Annotated in this window: 20 protein-coding genes; 7 read left to right on the plus strand and 13 right to left on the minus strand. The window is 72.2% G+C overall.

Annotated features, from left to right (window positions below; all coding sequences use genetic code 11):
• The first annotated feature begins 28 nt into the window (after nt 1-28).
• Nucleotides 29-919, plus strand: a complete 891-nt coding sequence (gene sigJ / locus ACIBI9_RS23620; RefSeq protein WP_397224317.1) for an RNA polymerase sigma factor SigJ — start codon at nt 29-31, stop codon at nt 917-919.
• Nucleotides 920-922: 3 nt separating this feature from the next.
• Here sigJ and ACIBI9_RS23625 read toward each other — a convergent pair whose 3' ends face one another.
• The 5 genes from ACIBI9_RS23625 to ACIBI9_RS23645 all read right to left on the minus strand — a co-directional run bounded on the left by ACIBI9_RS23625 (nt 923) and on the right by ACIBI9_RS23645 (nt 4,446).
• The gene (locus ACIBI9_RS23625) at nt 923-1,645 is read right to left on the minus strand and encodes a GNAT family N-acetyltransferase (protein WP_397224318.1); all 723 of its coding nucleotides are present in this window, start codon (nt 1,643-1,645) and stop codon (nt 923-925) included.
• Between the two features lie 70 nt (nt 1,646-1,715).
• Nucleotides 1,716-2,381 (minus strand): response regulator, encoded by a 666-nt coding sequence (locus ACIBI9_RS23630; RefSeq protein ID WP_397224319.1) that lies wholly within the window; start codon nt 2,379-2,381, stop codon nt 1,716-1,718.
• Nucleotides 2,378-3,550, minus strand: a complete 1,173-nt coding sequence (locus ACIBI9_RS23635; protein WP_397224320.1) for a sensor histidine kinase — start codon at nt 3,548-3,550, stop codon at nt 2,378-2,380. Before ACIBI9_RS23635 ends, ACIBI9_RS23630 begins: the two co-directional genes overlap by 4 nt.
• A 23-nt stretch (nt 3,551-3,573) precedes the next feature.
• A complete protein-coding gene (locus ACIBI9_RS23640; RefSeq protein ID WP_397224321.1) occupies nt 3,574-4,158 on the minus strand; it encodes a hypothetical protein in 585 nt (194 codons plus the stop codon).
• A 108-nt stretch (nt 4,159-4,266) separates the two neighbouring features.
• The gene (locus tag ACIBI9_RS23645; RefSeq protein ID WP_397224322.1) at nt 4,267-4,446 is read right to left on the minus strand and encodes a hypothetical protein; all 180 of its coding nucleotides are present in this window, start codon (nt 4,444-4,446) and stop codon (nt 4,267-4,269) included.
• 154 nt (nt 4,447-4,600) lie between these two features.
• Between ACIBI9_RS23645 and ACIBI9_RS23650 the strand changes: the two genes are divergently transcribed.
• Entirely contained in the window at nt 4,601-5,851 is a 1,251-nt protein-coding gene (locus ACIBI9_RS23650; RefSeq protein WP_397224323.1) for a sensor histidine kinase, read from the plus strand.
• The gene (locus tag ACIBI9_RS23655; RefSeq protein ID WP_397224324.1) at nt 5,839-6,489 is read left to right on the plus strand and encodes a response regulator; all 651 of its coding nucleotides are present in this window, start codon (nt 5,839-5,841) and stop codon (nt 6,487-6,489) included. Before ACIBI9_RS23650 ends, ACIBI9_RS23655 begins: the two co-directional genes overlap by 13 nt.
• A gap of 4 nt (nt 6,490-6,493) precedes the next feature.
• Here the strand turns inward: ACIBI9_RS23655 and ACIBI9_RS23660 are convergent, their stop codons facing one another.
• From ACIBI9_RS23660 to ACIBI9_RS23675, 4 genes are read right to left on the minus strand one after another with little or no spacing between them, the layout of a single operon-like run.
• A complete protein-coding gene (locus tag ACIBI9_RS23660; protein WP_397224325.1) occupies nt 6,494-6,742 on the minus strand; it encodes a hypothetical protein in 249 nt (82 codons plus the stop codon).
• A 52-nt stretch (nt 6,743-6,794) separates the two neighbouring features.
• A complete protein-coding gene (locus ACIBI9_RS23665; RefSeq protein ID WP_397224326.1) occupies nt 6,795-7,157 on the minus strand; it encodes a hypothetical protein in 363 nt (120 codons plus the stop codon).
• A 6-nt stretch (nt 7,158-7,163) separates the two neighbouring features.
• A complete protein-coding gene (locus ACIBI9_RS23670) occupies nt 7,164-7,748 on the minus strand; it encodes a hypothetical protein (RefSeq protein WP_397224327.1) in 585 nt (194 codons plus the stop codon).
• Nucleotides 7,749-7,763: 15 nt separating this feature from the next.
• Nucleotides 7,764-8,189 (minus strand): Hsp20/alpha crystallin family protein, encoded by a 426-nt coding sequence (locus tag ACIBI9_RS23675; protein ID WP_397224328.1) that lies wholly within the window; start codon nt 8,187-8,189, stop codon nt 7,764-7,766.
• A gap of 175 nt (nt 8,190-8,364) precedes the next feature.
• On the opposite strand from ACIBI9_RS23675, the gene ACIBI9_RS23680 reads away from it, so the two are divergent.
• Complete coding sequence (locus tag ACIBI9_RS23680) at nt 8,365-9,393, plus strand: CapA family protein (RefSeq protein ID WP_397224329.1); 1,029 nt, start codon at nt 8,365-8,367, stop codon at nt 9,391-9,393.
• Nucleotides 9,394-9,496: 103 nt separating this feature from the next.
• A complete protein-coding gene (locus tag ACIBI9_RS23685) occupies nt 9,497-10,822 on the plus strand; it encodes a hypothetical protein (RefSeq protein ID WP_397224330.1) in 1,326 nt (441 codons plus the stop codon).
• A gap of 46 nt (nt 10,823-10,868) precedes the next feature.
• Here the strand turns inward: ACIBI9_RS23685 and ACIBI9_RS23690 are convergent, their stop codons facing one another.
• Together ACIBI9_RS23690 and ACIBI9_RS23695 are read right to left on the minus strand one after the other, a co-directional pair.
• Entirely contained in the window at nt 10,869-12,257 is a 1,389-nt protein-coding gene (locus ACIBI9_RS23690) for a hypothetical protein (RefSeq protein ID WP_397224331.1), read from the minus strand.
• Between the two features lie 98 nt (nt 12,258-12,355).
• Nucleotides 12,356-13,774 (minus strand): glycoside hydrolase 43 family protein, encoded by a 1,419-nt coding sequence (locus ACIBI9_RS23695; protein WP_397224332.1) that lies wholly within the window; start codon nt 13,772-13,774, stop codon nt 12,356-12,358.
• A gap of 180 nt (nt 13,775-13,954) precedes the next feature.
• Between ACIBI9_RS23695 and ACIBI9_RS23700 the strand changes: the two genes are divergently transcribed.
• The gene (locus tag ACIBI9_RS23700; RefSeq protein WP_397224333.1) at nt 13,955-14,977 is read left to right on the plus strand and encodes a LacI family DNA-binding transcriptional regulator; all 1,023 of its coding nucleotides are present in this window, start codon (nt 13,955-13,957) and stop codon (nt 14,975-14,977) included.
• Between the two features lie 116 nt (nt 14,978-15,093).
• Nucleotides 15,094-15,399, plus strand: coding sequence for a hypothetical protein (locus ACIBI9_RS23705; protein ID WP_397224334.1), 306 nt, complete (start codon nt 15,094-15,096; stop codon nt 15,397-15,399).
• Nucleotides 15,400-15,556: 157 nt separating this feature from the next.
• Here ACIBI9_RS23705 and ACIBI9_RS23710 read toward each other — a convergent pair whose 3' ends face one another.
• Nucleotides 15,557-15,769: a hypothetical protein gene (locus tag ACIBI9_RS23710; RefSeq protein ID WP_397224335.1), complete on the minus strand. Its 213-nt coding sequence runs from the start codon at nt 15,767-15,769 to the stop codon at nt 15,557-15,559.
• Entirely contained in the window at nt 15,760-16,101 is a 342-nt protein-coding gene (locus ACIBI9_RS23715; protein ID WP_397224336.1) for a hypothetical protein, read from the minus strand. The genes ACIBI9_RS23710 and ACIBI9_RS23715 overlap by 10 nt, the downstream gene beginning before the upstream one ends.
• Nucleotides 16,102-16,136 lie beyond the last annotated feature (35 nt).

Below are 16,136 nucleotides of genomic sequence, written 5' to 3' on the forward strand. Positions count from 1 at the left end.
GGTAAGAGCCCTGATCGAGGATGTGACCGTGGACGCCGACGACTTTCTTGCCGACCAGTTCGAGGAGCACCGCAGCCATCTCAAGGCGGTGGCCTACCGGATGCTCGGCTCACTCACCGAGGCCGAGGACGCCGTCCAGGAGTCGTGGCTGCGGCTCAGCCGTACGGACTCGGGTGAGATCGACAATCTGGGTGGTTGGCTCACCACGGTCGTCGGCCGGGTCTGCCTGGACATGCTGCGCACGCGTACGTCACGGCGCGAGGCCCCGCTGGAGCAGCGGCTGCCCGACCCGATCGTCAGCCCTGAGGACGGGGGCGACCCCGAGCAGCAGGCGCTGATCGCCGACTCGGTCGGGCTGGCGCTGCTCGTGGTGCTGGAGTCGCTCAGCCCCGCGGAGCGGCTGGCGTTCGTGCTGCACGACATGTTCGGGGTGCCGTTCGAGCAGATCGCCCCGATCGTGGACCGCACCCCCGCGACGGCCAAGAAGCTCGCGAGCCGGGCCCGGCAGCGCGTACGGGGGACGGTCCCGCCGCCCGACCCCGACCCGAGCCGGCAGCGCAAGGTCGTGGACGCCTTCCTGGCCGCCGCGCGCGACGGCGACTTCGAGGCGCTGCTCGGCATCCTCGACCCGGACGTGGTGATGCGCGTGGACGCGGGAGCCGCGGCCGCGGGCGGGATGCGGACGATCATCGGCGCGGCGGCCGTGGCCGGCGAGGCGACGAGCTTCCGGCGGTTCAGCCGCGCCTACTCGGTGGAGCCGGTGCTGGTCAACGGCGTCGTCGGGCTCGTCGGCAGGGAGAACGGCCGGCCGCGGTCGGTGCTCGGCTTCACGGTCACCGACGGCAGGATCGTCGCGGTGGAGATCTTCACCGACCCGGAGCGCCTCGCCCTGCTCGACCTGACCACGCCGGCCGAGTGAGCCTCAGCGGAGGGAGATGTAGAGGGCCTCGCCGACCTTGCGGTAGCCGACGCGGGCGTAGACCCGCGCGGCGCCGTCGTCGGCCGGGGTGAGGAACGGGGCCGAGACCCCGGCGCCCGCGCCCTCACGGGTGAGCAGCGCCGTGACCGCGCCCGCGATGCCGCGCCGCCGGTGCGAGGGCAGCACCGCGATGCCCGCGACCTCGGCGACCCCCTGGTGCGGGCGGCCGAGCTGCCCGGCCCCGACGGCCTCCCCGGCGTCGAAGGCGGCGGCGATCAGGCCGCCGCCGTCGAGGACCCGCCGGAAGCGCGCGATGTCGTGCTCGGTGGGCTCCGGCGCGTCGAACGCCTCGTTCATCACCCGCGCGACCTGCCAGAGATCGGCGTCCTCGGTCACGAGCGCGACCCGCACGTCCACGGGCCGCTCCACCACCTCGTCCGGCGGGCACACCAGCAGCGGGTAGCGCCCCTCCTGGGTGAACCCGGCCGCGAGCAGCGCGTCCTCGACCTTCGGGGACACCTGTGGCACGTATTCCAGGCGGGGCGTCCTGGCCCGCGCGCGGAACGCCTCGATCAGCGCGGCGACCTCGTCCGCCGTGGGCGCGGCGTCGTCGTCGGGGACGGCGTAGTTGAACGGGAGCGCGTCGTCGTGCTCGTCGAACTTGACCGTGAACGGCCCGGAGCGGACCGCCCGGTCCCCGGCCATCGACCTGAGATAGGCATGCACGTGAGCACCCAGCAAATGCGTTCCCCTTCCCTGAGGATCCGACGCATACGCTATCGCCGGCACTGCCTGATCACCCCGCCCCGGGGACGATCAGGCCGTTCTCGTACGCGGCGATCACCGCCTGCACCCGGTCACGCAGCCCCAGCTTGGTCAGCACGTTGCTGACGTGGGTCTTCACGGTGTGCTCGCTGACCACCATGGCCTGCGCGATCTCCGCGTTGGACAGGCCGCGGGCGATCATGCGCAGCGTCTCCTGCTCGCGTGCCGTGAGCACGGCCAGCCGCTCCGACGGCGGCACGGCCGGGCGGGCGGCCGCTCTGGAGGTGAACTCGGCGATCAGCTTCGTGGTGACCGACGGCGCGAGCAGCGACTCGCCGGCCGCCACCACCCGTACGGCGTGGATGAGGTCGTCGCGGCGGACGTCCTTCAGCAGGAACCCGCTCGCCCCCGCGCGCAGCGCGTCGTAGACGTAGTCGTCCAGGTCGAACGTGGTCAGCATGAGGACGCGGCAGCCGCTCTCCGCGCACACGATCCTGGCCGCCTCGATGCCGTCCATGACCGGCATGCGGATGTCGAGCAGGAGCAGGTCGGGACGGTGCTCGCGGACGGCCGCGACGGCCTGTTCGCCGTCTCCCGCCTCGGCGACGACCTCGATGTCCGGCTGGGCGTCGAGGATCATGCTGAACCCGGCACGTACGAGCTCCTGGTCGTCCGCGACCACCACGCGCACGCTCACGCCGCCACCGCCCGGCCGGCCAGCGGGAGCCGTACGAGGACCCGGAAACCCGGCCCGTCGGCGCGCCGGCCGAAGTCGGCGGTGCCGCCGCAGGCCGCGGCCCGCTCGCGGATGCCGATCAGGCCGTTGCCGCCCGAGGGGAGCGAGGTTCCGGAGCCGCGGCCGTCGTCGGCGATGTCGATCATGAGGGTGTCGTCCTGCCAGGTGAGTCTGATGTCAGCACGGGCCGCGCCCGCGTGCTTGACGATGTTGGTGAGGGCTTCCTGGGTGATCCGGTAGACGGCGATCTCCGTGTCGGGAGTCAGCGGCCCCGGCTCGCCGGAGGTGGAGTATTTCACGTCGAGCCCGGTGGCCCTGACCTGCTCGGCCAGGGTGGTGAGCGCGGCGATCGTCGGCTGCGGCGCCCGCGGGCCCTCTTCCTCCTTGAGCACGCTCAGCATGCGGCGGAGCTGGACCATGGCGTCGCGTCCGGCGGCGGCGATCGCGTCGAAGACGGCCTCGGCCCTGGCCGGGTCGCTCCTGACCACCACCGGTCCGGCCTCGGCCTGGACGACCATGAGGCTGACCGCGTGGGCCAGGATGTCGTGCATGTCGCGGGCGATCCTGGCCCGCTCGCGTTCGGCTGCCCGCTCGGCTTCGGCCTGGCGCTCGCGGGCCAGCTGGACGGCGCGTTCCTCGAGCGCGGCGGCGTGGGCGCGGGAGGCGGCGGCGGCCCGGCCGATGGCGTAGGCGGCGGCGAAGAGCACGACGCCGCGCATCGCGGTCTCGGACGAGCCGACGATGAGCAGGCCGCCGGCGATCGTGAAGACCAGCATGATCAGGCGGGGCCACCTGGCGGAGTAGGCGGCCACCGTGTAGAGCGCCATGAGCGAGCCGTACCAGATGGGCTGGGCGGCCACCTCGTCGACGAGGTCGTAGAGGGCGGTCGCGACGAGGCTGGCCACCAGGACGGTCACAGGCGCGCGGCGCCGCCAGATCAGCGGCACCGCGGCGGTGACCACCACCGCGTAGCCCCACCAGTGCCAGGGCCCGCCGTACGGGTTCTCGCGGGAGAACAGCGGCCACAGCTGCACGATCAGCACCAGCAGCGCGAGCGCGGCGTCCAGCCAGATCGGCGGCAGCGAGCTCGACCACCGGCGAACCTGCGCGAAGAACCGTAGATCGGACACGGCATCCCATCTTGCCTCGTACGTCATGCGAGCGCAGCGGCGGGCCTGGGCGCGGCGGTGACCTGGCGGGCAAGGGGGACGAACGAGACCAGCAGGCAGAGGGCGCCGAGCGGGATGAGGTCCTTCTCGACGAACGGCAGGACGAGGTCGGCCACAACCAGGACGGGCGTCCACACCCTGACCCGGCGCAGCACCGCGAGCTGCACGACGAGGGCGAGCTGACCGGCGAAGAACAGGAGGGGGACGACGTCGTAGACGACGGCCGAGACGCCGGGCACACTCTGGACCTGGTCGAACAGCACGCTCATCGCCTCGTTGTCGGCGGACATGAACCCGACCACGATGTCGATGCCGAACTGCCCGAGCAGCGCCACGACGCCGACGGTCCCGGCCGTCGCGCTCGCGGTGGCCAGGGCGTTCGCGCCGGCCATCCGCCGCATCTGCCAGAAGACGGGGACGAACAGGACGAGTGCCGCCATGAAGGCGAGGTGGCCGGTGGTCCACGCGAGGCCGGGACCCCGGCTGCCGTCGAGGCCGTCGAGGATCCGGATCACGCCGTAGGCGAGGACGAGCAGGGGTGCGGCGATGAAGGCGATACGGGAGTTCATGGGGACGATCCTCGGCGTCGCGGGGGTCCTCGGGCATCGCCGGTAAGGGCGATTCCGCGGCTCCCTCTCGGGAGCGAGGACGGATCCGTCGCACCGGCGATCCGCCGCTCAGCCGCGCCGCTGCGCGTAGTGCTGCTGGATCAGCGCGGCCGCGCAGGCCAGCGTGGCCAGGCCGAACCCGAGGCCGACGAACACGTTGAGATCGGAGGTGGAGGTGACCATGTTGGCCACCGCGAAGATCGCCAGCAGGAGCCACAGCACGGGGCGGGGGACAGGAATGGGGGTCATGGTGTGCTCCTCACAAGATCGGGTGACGCCCCAAGACGCTACGGATGGCCGTCGCCACGGGCGATCCCGCCAGTGAGACAGCCCGAGGTACAGCAGGCTGTACTGTTCGTCCGGTATCAGCCCTTCGCCCTGGGAGATGGCCTAGGGTCTGAGGATGCCGACTCCCGACGCGGGGCTCTTACGCCGGTGGGACGTGGTGGCCCGGACCCGCGCCACCCTCGACGCCCTCGAACACCTCGTCGGCGGTGTCGGCACCGCGATCCTGGCGGTCCTGGCCGTGTTCGTCCTGGCCCTCACCGCGCTGGCCTGCCTCGTCGGCGTGGGCTTCCTTCTGGTGCCCACCGCTCTGCGCGTGCTGCGCATCGTCGCCGACCGGGAGCGAGGGCGGCTCTCCCGCTGGGGCCCGGACGTCGTCATCAGTCCCGACCCGGTTCCGTCCGAGTTGCGGGCGGCGATCATGAACCCGGCGAGCCGGCGCGAGCAGTGCTGGGTGCTGGTCCACGCGTCCTTCGGGCTGATGCTCGGGGCGCTCGGCATGACGCTGCCGCTCAGCGCGGTGCGCGACCTCACGTTCCCGCTGTGGTGGCGGCTGCTGCCGGACGGGGCGGGCGTTGACCTCTGGGTGGTGCACGACCTCCCGAGCGCCCTCGCGGTCGCCGCGCTGAGCGTGGTCTGGATCGCGCTGACCCTGGCACTCGTCCCCGGCATGGCGCGCCTGCAGGCGTGGCCGGGACGGCGGCTGCTGGCCGCCGATCCCAGCACCGACCTGGCGCTGCGGGTGGCCCAGCTCACCGCGACCCGCGCGGAGGCGCTCGACGCGCACGCCGCCGAGCTGCGGCGGATCGAGAGATCCCTGCACGACGGCACGCAGAACCGGCTCGTCGCCGTCAACGTCATGCTCGGCGCGGCCCGCCGCGCGCTGGCCCGCGACCCGGCCACCGCCGACGCCATGCTCGAACGCGCGCAGGACGCCGCCGAGCAGGCGCTGGCCGAGCTCCGCGCGGTCTCGCGCAGCATCCTGCCCCCGGTGCTGACGGACCGGAGCCTCGCCGACGCGCTGACCGGGCTGGCCGCCGGCTGCCCGGTCCCCTGCCGGATCGACGTCGACATGCCCGGCAGGTGCGCCGCGTCCGTCGAGGCCACGGCCTACTTCGTGGTGGCCGAGGGGCTCACCAACATCGCCAAGTACAGCCAGGCGCGGCACGCCACCGTCACGATCCGGAGGCACGACGACCGGCTGGACCTCCAGATCACCGACGACGGCCGCGGCGGAGCGGACGAGCGGCGCGGGTCGGGGCTGGCCGGGATCCGCCGCCGTGCCGAGGCCCTCGACGGGACCTTCGCGCTGACCAGCCCAGAAGGCGGACCAACCACCATGAATGTGAGCCTCCCATGCGGATTGTGATCGCCGAGGACGACCCGCTCCTGCGCGAGGGCCTCGCGCTGCTGCTGCGGGCGGAGTCGCTGGACGTCGTGGCCACCGCGCCCGACCCGGACGGCTTCCTGACCGCGATCGACGCCCACAAGCCGGACGTCGCCATCGTGGACGTCCGGATGCCCCCGACCCACACCGACGAGGGCATCGTCGCGGCCGTCGAGGCCAGGCGGCGACAGCCGGAGCTGGCCGTGCTCGTGCTGTCGGCGTACGTGGAGCAGGCGTTCGCCACCGACCTGCTCGCCCACGGCAGCGCCCGGCTGGGCTACCTGCTCAAGGAGCGGGTCGGACGGGTCGAGGAGTTCATGGGCGCGCTACGCCGCGTGGCGGAAGGGGGCACGGCCATCGATCCGGAGGTCGTCGCGCAGCTGCTCGCCCGCAGCAGGCCTGACAACCGGCTCGACCGGCTCAGCCCGCGCGAGCGCGACGTGCTGGCCCTGATGGCCGAGGGCCTGGGCAACGCCGCCATCGCCGAGCGGCTCTTCGTCACCGACGGCGCCGTGCACAAGCACATCCGCAGCATCTTCTCCAAGCTCGACCTGGCGCCGACCGACCGGACCGACCGGCGCGTGGCGGCCGTCCTGCACTACCTGGAGAACGGGAAATAGGAGGCTAGGCGCCCAGGTCGCGGGCGATGTTGTCCAGCCGGGTCGCCAGGTCCTCCAGGGCCTCCTCGCTCAGGCCGCCCTCCGGCAGCCGGGCCACGAGCTCGTCGCGGTGCGCGATGACCAGCCCCTTGTGCGCGTCGTCCACCTCGTCGGCCGGCAGCACCACGCAGTCACCCCGGACGAACACCAACGTGGCGTCGGGTTCCTCCGACTCCAGCAACTGGCGGACACATTCAAGATCGATGAGAGACATCTCGGCTCCTCTGCCCCGACGGACCTCAGCTGGGCGCTTACCCAGACGGCACTCATCCGAACGTCGGAGGGCCGCCGTCGGCGTGTGAGCGTCGCACGCCGAACGTCACCAGATACACCGCGGCCCCCAGCGCCACGAGCGCGGGCGGCACGGCGAGCAGCGGCCGCGCGGCCAGCAGGGCCAGCACGGTCAAAACCACCCCCACCAGCAGCCCGAGCGCGGCCGCCAGCAGGCGCACGCCGAGCCAGTTCGACGGCGGCGGCGCCTGCGGCCACTCGCCATGGCCGCCTCCGTGCACGTCGGGCACGCCGGTGTCGCTCACCACGCCAGAGGAGGTGATCTCCTCGGGAGGCGGCGGCTCGCGCAGCACGGGAGCGAAGAACTCGTCCTCCGGATCCTCGTCGCGCCTCTTCATCTTGGATCACCTCGCCGGATCGGCTTCCTCCAGCTCGTGCAGGAACGGGTTGACCATGGCGTTCAGCTCGGCCAGGAGCGCTTCGAGCGAGGCCTGGGCGTCGTCGAGGTTCGGCAGGCCCTCGGCCCGCGCGTGGGTGGGCGTGGGCAGGCGCTCGACCGGCAGGGGCACGCGGAGCTCCAGCGTGCTCAGCGCGGTCGGCCGCTCGTACGGCGGCGGCACGTACGTGGGCTCCTGGCGCTGCCAGCTCGACCAGCCCTGCGGCAGCGGGACCGGGGGCGGGGCGGCCAGCTCCACCACCGCCAGCAGGCCCGATGCCTCCTCCGGGCGGTGGCAGGTCGCGTCCAGCACCCGCGGGTGGCGGCGCACGTAGGCGTGCTCCGCCACCGGGCGCGTGGCCACTTCCCACGCGCCCAGCGCGAAGTGCAGCGGGTCCAGCGTGACGCCGCCCGCGGCCGGCTCGCCGTCCACGGCTTCGAAGGCATGCCGCCATCTGCGCAGCTCCTCGCCGTAGCGCTCCTGCGCGCTGCCCGGCCCCGCGCCGTCGCGCCCTCGCGCGGCGCCGATCCAGAACGCCTGCGTGCCGGCCATGCGCCTCCCCCGGTGTCAGCCCTTGATCTCGATGCGGCGGGCGCGGCCCTTCTCGGTCTTGGGAACGCGCACGATCAGGATGCCGTCCGCCAGTTCGCCGCCGATGTGCTCGGTGTCGGCGTCGCTCGGCAGGATCGTCCGGTAGACGAACCGCCCGGTGCGCCGGCGCAGCATCTGCCCCTTGTCCTCCTCGTTGATCTCGCCGGACACGCACAGCTCGCTGTCGTTGACCTCGACGTTGATGTCCTCCCGCTTCAGGCCGGGAAGCTCCGCCCGTACGATGTAGGCGTCCGGGGTCTCCTCGGTCTCCGCCACCGGCCGCCAGGCGGCCGTGTCGCTCTCCACTCCCTGCTCGAAGAGCCGCCCCATCTGATCCCACAGTTGCTGGAACTCGGTGAAGGGATCCCAGGACCGCCTCTGCCAGGGAACACCCGCCTGCATCGCTCCGCGATTGCGCCTAATCGGCAAAGCCACTGCTTTCTCACCTCCGTGACGTGAGGGACACCGTCGTCCCCCTCCCCCAAATTCATCCCTTACCCGCAATCTCCCGTCGTGAACGGTTCCGTCGCAGGTCAGAGGGCGTGTCGAAGCCATCGGACGGGGAAGCAGGGTGGACATGACCGACGGAACGGGGAGCGCGCCGGGCCCGGGCGCCAGGGAATCCGCCGGCCCCACGGTCACCCTGGCGCTCGCGGGCGACACCATGCTCGGCCGCGGCGTGGCCGAGCGGCTGAGGCTGACCGCCGACCCGGCCGACTTCTTCGACAGCGGCGTGCGCGCGGTGCTCTCCCGGGCCGACCTGGTCCTGTTCAACCTCGAATGCTGCGTCTCGGACCGCGGCCGGCGCTGGGACCCGCTGCGCAAGGCGTTCCACTTCCGCGCCCCGCGCCAGGCCGCGACGATGCTGGCGGAGCTGGGCGTGCACGCGGTCACGCTGGCCAACAACCACGCCCTGGACTACGGCCACGAGGCCCTCCTCGACACCCTCGACCACCTGGCGGCGGCCGGGATCCGCACCGTGGGCGCGGGCGCCGACCTGGCGCGGGCCTGGGAGCCCGCCGAGCTGAAGGTGGGCGACCTCCGCCTCGCGGCGCTGGGCGTCACCGACCATCCCGCCGACTTCGCGGCCACCGAGCGCAGGCCCGGCGTCGCGTACGCCGACCTCGGCCGCGGGGTGCCGGACCGGCTCACGAGCACGATCGGGAGCCTGGACGCCGACGTCGTCCTCGTCTGCGTCCACTGGGGCCCGAACATGACCTCCAAGCCCGTCACGCACGTCCGCCGCGCCGCCCGGGCGCTGGTCGATGCCGGCGCGTCCCTGGTGGCCGGGCATTCCGCGCACGTCTTCCATGGCGTGGCCGGACCGGTCCTGTACGACCTGGGCGACCTCATCGACGACTACATCGTGGACCCCGAGCTCCGCAACGACCTCGGGCTGATCTTCCTGGTCACCCTGGACGAGCGGGGCCCGGTACGGCTGCGCGCCGTCCCCATCGCGCTGGACTACTGCCGTACCAGGATCGCGAACGACATGGAGGCCCGCTGGATCCGGGCCCGGTTCACCGCCGCCTGCGCCGACCTCGGCACCGAGGTCCGGTCGGAGGCCGGCACGCTCACCGTCGATCTCCGGCCACCAGCGGATTGACCGGACGCGCCACCCACTTTGGGTATACGGCCAATTACCCATAGTGACCATATGGTGAGGTCAGTGGCCCCATTGGGGTCCGGCACCCAGCGAGAGGATCGACATGGCGCACGAACCCAGAATCGACGTCGAGAGCAGAGCCCAGTCGGTCAGGAACAGCCTGACAGAAGAGCAGTCCGAGCGGGTCGCGGACGCGCTCGGCGAGCAGGGGGTCTGGTTCTCGACCCCGCATCCCCGCGTGAGCGAGGCGCCCAGGCCCGACCGCGTCTGGGAGCTGGTGGGCGACAAGCCGCACCTGGGGCGCACGGCCACCGGGCGGGCCGCGGTCCATCTGGCCGACGGGCACACCGCGCTGACCCGGCCGCTGATCTTCGCCGACGGCTTCGGTTACGGGCCCAGCGACCTGGACGCGTTGTGGGCGCACTTCAACAGCGAGCGCAGCCCCGGGTTCCTGGACCAGCTCCGGACCATGGGCATCGACGTCATCCTCCTGGGCTTCGACCAGCGTCAGACGTACATCCAGGCCAACGCCGCCGTGGCGGTCACCTGCGTCCAGCGCGCCATCCAGGAGCGGCAGGGCGACCTCCCGCTGGTCGTCGGCGGCGTCAGCATGGGCGGCATGGTCACCAGGTACGCGCTGGCGCGCATGGAGACCGAGGGTGCCGACCACCAGACCGACAAGTACTTCTCCTACGACACGCCGCACCTCGGCGCCTGGATCCCGCTGGTGCTCCAGCAGCTCGCCTACCTGCACGAAGCGCTGGAGCCGCGCTCGAACGGCCCCGGCCAGGCCGAGCTGATCCGCAGCCCGGCCGCGCAGCAGCTCCTGTGGGCCTGGGTCGAGAACGAGGACTACTCGGGCCCCGTGACCACCGCCAGCCCGCTGCGCACGGAGTTCCTGGACGACCTGCGCAGGGTCGGCTGGTTCCCGATCCGCCCGTACAAGCTGGGCCTGGCCAACGGGGTCGGCGACGGCACGGGGCGCGACCTGCCGCCGGGCACGCCGGTGTTCGACCTGCACTACGACCCGCTGCAGCTCACGGCCAAGATCCAGCCGGACATGGGCCAGCTGCAGAACGTCGGCACGGTCAAGTTCGGGGCTCCGACGTGGACGAGCGCCACCTCGCACGTGGCCGCGTTCGACGGGGCGCCGGGCGGCACGCTCGACTCGTGGGGCAGGGTGGCCGACGCGATCGGGCTGCCCGTCCAGGAGCGGTTCCGCCACAGCTGCTTCGTGCCCGCGGTCAGCGCCATCGCCCTGGCCAGGGACCCGTACCAGTGGCAGACCGACCTGTACAGGGACCTCACCGAGCTGCCGAAGGACGAGACATTCCTGGACGCGTTCTGCTGCGACACGGCCAACACCGAGCACGGCAACGTCTCCGAGGAGCTGACCGACTGGTTCCTGGAGCAGCTCGCCGGCTGGTAGCGGCGGCGAGGCGCCGGCTCGCACGCGGGCCGGCGCCTCTTCGTGTCTAGCGGGTGCCGCGGTGCACGACCAGGAGCTGGTCGCGGGTGGCGTTCCGGTCGCGGTAGGCGATCGCGGCCGGGGCCTCGGCGCTGTGGTGGCCGGGCAGCCGCTCGTCGGCGCTCCACGAGGAGCCGTCGAAGACCGTCCACCACAGGCGCTGGTCGGTGGCGCCGCGGTGGACGCAGTAGAGGCGGTCCTTGTAGACGGTCAGCGCGGGGCCCTCGGCGGCCGCGTGCATGGTCAGCTTCTGGTCGGGCGTCCAGGCGGAGCCGTCCCAGCGCGTCCACCACAGGCTGGAGTCCTTGCCGGTGTGCACGCAGTAGAGGTGGCCCCGCCAGACGGCCAGCGCCGGGTTGGACCGGCAGGCGTGCTCGGGCAGCTGCGTGCAGGGGCTCCACGAGGCGCCGTCCCACCGCGTCCACCACAGGGTGGAGTCGGTGCCGGCGTGCACGCAGTAGAGCTGCCCGTCGAACGTGGCCAGCGCGGGGGCGGAGGCGCTGGGGTGCTCGGGCAGCTTGGCGTCGGGGCTCCAGGTGGAGCCGTCCCACCGCGTCCACCACAGGTTGTCGTCGCCGTCGCCGCGGTGCACGCAGTAGAGCCGCCCGTCGTACGCCGCCAGCGCCGGGGCCGAGTCGCTGACGTGTCCGGGCAGTCTCCGGTCCTCGCTCCAGCCCTCCTGCGCGTCGTAGACCGTCCACCACAGGCTGGGATCGTCGGCCTTGCCGCGGTGGACGAGGACCAGCCGGTCCTGGAACTCCGCGAGGGCCGGGGCCGACACGCCGAAGTGCTCGACGAACGTCTGGTCAGGAGTCCACCCCTCGCCGGGCTCGTGCACCGTCCAGTACAGCCGCTCGCCGTCGCGCCGGTCCTCGCGGGCCGGCACCAGCATGGCGGGCGCGACCCACGGCGAGACCAGCTTCACGCCGTACGGCCGGGCGACCGAGGTGATCCAGTCGGCCTTGGCCCGCACCTGACGCTCGATGAGCGGGGCGAGCCAGGAGCCCAGCACGGTGGCCGCGGTCTCGCCGACGAGCTGCGGGATCTCGGCGGCCAGCAACGCGGCGCTCTCGTTGAGGTGGATCTCGAAACCCCACCACCTGGAGACCGGCCAGACCTCCGCGCCCATGGTGCCGAGCTCGCTCTGCAGCCGGCGTACGCGGTCCTGGGCCCGGGGCGACAGCCCGGCGACCTGGCGTCCGCTCTCCCGCTTGGCCGCCGACCACTCGACCTCGACCGCCTCCCGTACGGACGACTCGTCCAGCAGCTCGCTCTCGACGGCCGCGTCCACGGCGGCAGCGGCCACCGGGTCGTCCGCGCTGTGCAGCAGCACCTCCTCGCCGTCCACCGCCGCCGTGTCCAGCCCCGCTCTGTCGGCCCGGGTGTCATCAGTCATGTCCAGCCCCCCTGGAGTGATCCGCACCATTCGATGCGCATATGTCCCATCTATGGTAACCAGACGTAGTCATCCGATTACTCTCCAGGGGGCGGCGACTACCTCTCGATGTCCACGGTGAAGGCCTCGAAAACCGCCTGGCCCGCGCCGTCCCCCGCCGCGAACAGGCCCAGCACCGCCCCCACCCACCGGCTCTGCGTGGCCTGGAAGGGAGCGCCGACCTCGCGCAGCCCGTCGCCGGTGTCGGCCAGGAACGTGACGAGCGCGCCCTCCCCGATCCGCGCGCCGACGGTGACGGGCGCACCGTCCTTGACGGGCACGGGCTCCATGTCCCCGCACACCAGGACGGTCCCGCCCGCCGTACGCTCCAACCCGACGTAGGCGTAGGTGAACCCGAGCACGACCAGTCCCGCCCGGCCCTCGCCGTCCAGGGTGAGGCCGGTGGTGACCGTGCACGGGTCGCCGGGCAGCCGCTGCCCGAGCACGGACGGGCGCTCCCTGAGGTCCTCCGGCCCCGGCGCGCAGGCCAGGTGGAGGGTGCCGTCCCGCAGCTCCCACCAGGAGGGGTCGGGGTTGGCCTGCCAGCTCCACTGCAGGCCGAGCTCGGCCCCGGCGAAGTCGTCGGAGGTGGCGGGCTCGGCCGGCGTGCCGCCGAGGACGGGCACGGGGCCGCCGGGCACCGGCTCGCCGTCCGCGCCCATGACCGGCCAGCCGTCCTCCCAGGTCATCGGCTGCAGGTGGACGACCCTGCCGTAGGCGCCGCGGTCCTGGAAGTGCATGAACCAGTGCTCGCCCGACGGGGTGTCCACCCAGCCGCCCTGGTGCGGCCCGTTCACGTCGGTGCCGCCCTGCTCCAGCACGATCCGGTCCTCGTACGGGCCGAAGATCGAGCTCGCCCGGAACACCGACTGCCAGCCCTGCTCCACGCCGCCCGCCGGGGCGAAGACCCAGTACGTGCCGTCGCGCTTGTAGAGCTTGGGCCCCTCCAGCGTCCGGTAGCCGGGCAGCAGGTCGGCGTCGATGATCAGCGTGCCCTCGTCCAGCACCTCGCGGGCGTCCGGCGACATGCGGTGCAGGGTGAGCCGGTTGTTGACGCCGGCCCGGCTCTTGGCCCAGCCGTGCACCAGGTACGCCTGGCCGTCGTCGTCCCACAGCGGGCACGGGTCGATGAGCCCGGCGCCCGGCTTGACCACGTGCGGCTCGGTCCACGGACCCCGCGGGTCCTCCGCGCTCACCACGTGGATCCCCACGTCGGGGTCGCCGTAGAAGATCCAGAACCGGCCGTCGTGGTGGCGCAGCGAGGGCGCCCACACGCCGCAACCCGGCCGCACGTCGTCATAGCCGCTCGTCACGGCGTGCCCGATGATCGTCCAGTTGACCAGGTCGCGGGAGTGCAGGATCGGCAGGCCCGGGACCTTGGTGAAGGTGGAGGCGGTCAGGTAGAAGTCCGCACCGACGCGGATCACGTCGGGGTCGGACCAGTCGGCGTTCAGCACGGGGTTGCGGTAGGTCGTCATCCCTCACTCCTTGGCGGCACCTGCTGCAATCGGTTGCAGGAAACGTCGCACCCGCACGTACGTGCCGTCAAATAGCCCGAGTACCCGCCGACCGTCGGGAGCAGGCCGTTATGGCTAAATTTCGAAATTTTCGAGGCGCTGGCCTGGCGATTCCCCGGCGCGGCGGGGAGAGTGGGGGTCATGACGGTCGAGGACCAGCCCCAGCAGTTACCCAAACTGGCCGTGATCGCCCGCGAGGCCGGCGTGTCCGTTGCAACCGTTTCCAAAGCACTCAACGGCCGTTCCGACGTCTCCGCCCACACCCGCCGGCTGGTCGCCGAGGTGCTGGAGCGGCGCGGCTACCCCAGGCAGCGGGTCCGGCCCGCGCGGGGGAGCATGGTCGACGTCATGCTGCAGGCCCTCGACTCGCCCTACGCGCTGGCGATCCTGGGCGGGGTGGAGGACGCGGCCTGGCGGGCGGGCGTGGACCTGGTGGTCTCGGCCGTGTGCGACCGCACCAAGCACGGCCAGCCCCCGCCCGCGTGGCTGGACCGGATCGGCGCCCGCGACAGCGCCGGCGTCCTGCTCGTGCGCACGTCGCCGACCGCCGCGCAGCGGGCCTGGCTGGCCGACCGGGGGATCCCCGCCGTGATCGTCGACCCGCGCCGCAAGCCGCCGTCCGGCCTGCCCGCCGTCGTCTCAGCCAACCTGGACGGCGCGCGGACGGCCACCGAACACCTGATCGCCCTCGGCCACTCGCGTATCGCCGTCGTCACCGGCCGCCCCGGCGTCCCGTGCGCGGCCGAACGGCTGGCCGGCTACCGCCAGGCCATGGCCGCCGCCGGGCTCCGGGTGGATCCCCGATGGGAGGTGTGCGGCTACTTCCAGCAGGTCGACGCCCTGCGAGCCACCCGCCGCCTGCTCGCCGCCCTCCTCCATCCGCCGACCGCCGTCTTCGCCTGCTCCGACTCCATGGCCGTCGGGGTGTACCAGGCGCTGGGCGAGCACGGGCTCCGCGTGCCGGACGACGTGAGCGTGATCGGCTTCGACGACTCCTGGGCCGCCGCCCACGTCGCACCGGCCCTCACCACGGTCCGCCAACCCTGGCCCGAGCTGGGGACGGCGGCTCTGACGGCACTGCTCACCGACGGCGCCCCGGCCCGGATCGAGCTGCCGACCGAGCTGGTCACGCGATCGAGCACCGCTCTACCCCGGCCGTCCTGACCACTTTGTTCAAGTTCACCTACTCGCACATGAACCTTGGTGGTCGAGCACTTGCCTTCGCTTCGTGGGTGGATCGGATGGCGGCGGCCAGGGACCGGCGCGGTTACAGTTGATGCGTGACTGCCCTGCACGACGCTACTGAGTTGAGCGTCACCGAGGCGGCCCAGCGAGGGGTTGCCCGCCTGGTGGCCGAGGCGGAGCGGGGGATCGATCTGGTGGTCACCCGCCGGCACCAGCCGGTGGCGGCGGTGGTGAGCATCCGCCGGCTCAACGAGTTGGCGGCGGCGGCCGATCTGCGGGATCTGGCGCTGGTGCTCGCTCGGTCGGCCACTGACACGGAGGAGCGGGTCTCGCTCGATGAGGTGCTGGCCGCTTTCGGGCACACTCGCGAATCGCTGGCCGCCATCCCGGACGACGAGTAAACGTATCCGACGTCGTATTCACGGCGCCGGCGGTCGACGACCCTCGACGCATCGGCCCAGACGGGGCGCCCAAGATACTCAAGAAGAACCTGCTGCCGCGCCGCTACCAGAGCTTCGGGACTGGAGGCCCTGCGTTGTGGGCCGGGTCGTCATCGAATCACTGGTCTACCGCAGGTGAATGCGAATTCTGGAGCCTGCACTCGGCTTGAAGGTTCTTGGCCAGTTCCTCCAAAATCGCTCCGCAGCGGACGTTGGCGAGCCCGCTATCACTACGTACCAAGTGGATGCGGATCGCGACCCAGCCGCCGGCCATGTCTGTGATCTGCCACCCGGGGAACCTGCTGAGCAGGTGCTGCAGGGTCACGTCCATGGTTGCACTCCTGCGACCAACGGCGAGTGCGGATGCGCCCTGCGCAGCTCCGCGTAACGCATAGCGATACGCCGTGCGGCTCTGCCTGGATCCGGGAGCGGGTGCCAGGCATAGACAGCACGCTTTCGGCCCGGCTCCCAGCCCGTACGCCACCAGAAGGCGTCATGGCGGCACCAGACGAGGAGGCCGACCCAGACGGAGACGAGGGCGATGCCGTAACCGTCGTGCACGTCGCTGGAGATGTTCAGGTGGATTAACTCCCGCTGCAACTGCTGGGCCGCGTCCAGCGACGTGACGACCTGTGGGCCGGGCAGCGCTTGCTGCGGGTACATCCACCTACCTCCGGTGACTTCGGTGCCAGTACGGC

The organism is Nonomuraea sp. NPDC050451 (genome assembly GCF_044458585.1).

Excerpts from the sequence above, each read along its gene's own strand:
- ACIBI9_RS23640 (WP_397224321.1), bottom strand. The coding sequence starts at position 4,158 with ATGAACTCCCGTATCGCCTTCATCGCCGCACCCCTGCTCGTCCTCGCC.
- ACIBI9_RS23645 (WP_397224322.1), bottom strand. The coding sequence starts at position 4,446 with ATGACCCCCATTCCTGTCCCCCGCCCCGTGCTGTGGCTCCTGCTGGCG.
- ACIBI9_RS23650 (WP_397224323.1), top strand. The coding sequence starts at position 4,601 with ATGCCGACTCCCGACGCGGGGCTCTTACGCCGGTGGGACGTGGTGGCC.
- ACIBI9_RS23655 (WP_397224324.1), top strand. The coding sequence starts at position 5,839 with ATGCGGATTGTGATCGCCGAGGACGACCCGCTCCTGCGCGAGGGCCTC.
- ACIBI9_RS23660 (WP_397224325.1), bottom strand. The coding sequence starts at position 6,742 with ATGTCTCTCATCGATCTTGAATGTGTCCGCCAGTTGCTGGAGTCGGAG.
- ACIBI9_RS23665 (WP_397224326.1), bottom strand. The coding sequence starts at position 7,157 with ATGAAGAGGCGCGACGAGGATCCGGAGGACGAGTTCTTCGCTCCCGTG.
- ACIBI9_RS23670 (WP_397224327.1), bottom strand. The coding sequence starts at position 7,748 with ATGGCCGGCACGCAGGCGTTCTGGATCGGCGCCGCGCGAGGGCGCGAC.
- ACIBI9_RS23675 (WP_397224328.1), bottom strand. The coding sequence starts at position 8,189 with ATGCAGGCGGGTGTTCCCTGGCAGAGGCGGTCCTGGGATCCCTTCACC.
- ACIBI9_RS23680 (WP_397224329.1), top strand. The coding sequence starts at position 8,365 with ATGACCGACGGAACGGGGAGCGCGCCGGGCCCGGGCGCCAGGGAATCC.
- ACIBI9_RS23685 (WP_397224330.1), top strand. The coding sequence starts at position 9,497 with ATGGCGCACGAACCCAGAATCGACGTCGAGAGCAGAGCCCAGTCGGTC.
- ACIBI9_RS23690 (WP_397224331.1), bottom strand. The coding sequence starts at position 12,257 with ATGACTGATGACACCCGGGCCGACAGAGCGGGGCTGGACACGGCGGCG.
- ACIBI9_RS23695 (WP_397224332.1), bottom strand. The coding sequence starts at position 13,774 with ATGACGACCTACCGCAACCCCGTGCTGAACGCCGACTGGTCCGACCCC.
- ACIBI9_RS23700 (WP_397224333.1), top strand. The coding sequence starts at position 13,955 with ATGACGGTCGAGGACCAGCCCCAGCAGTTACCCAAACTGGCCGTGATC.
- ACIBI9_RS23710 (WP_397224335.1), bottom strand. The coding sequence starts at position 15,769 with ATGGACGTGACCCTGCAGCACCTGCTCAGCAGGTTCCCCGGGTGGCAG.
- ACIBI9_RS23715 (WP_397224336.1), bottom strand. The coding sequence starts at position 16,101 with ATGTACCCGCAGCAAGCGCTGCCCGGCCCACAGGTCGTCACGTCGCTG.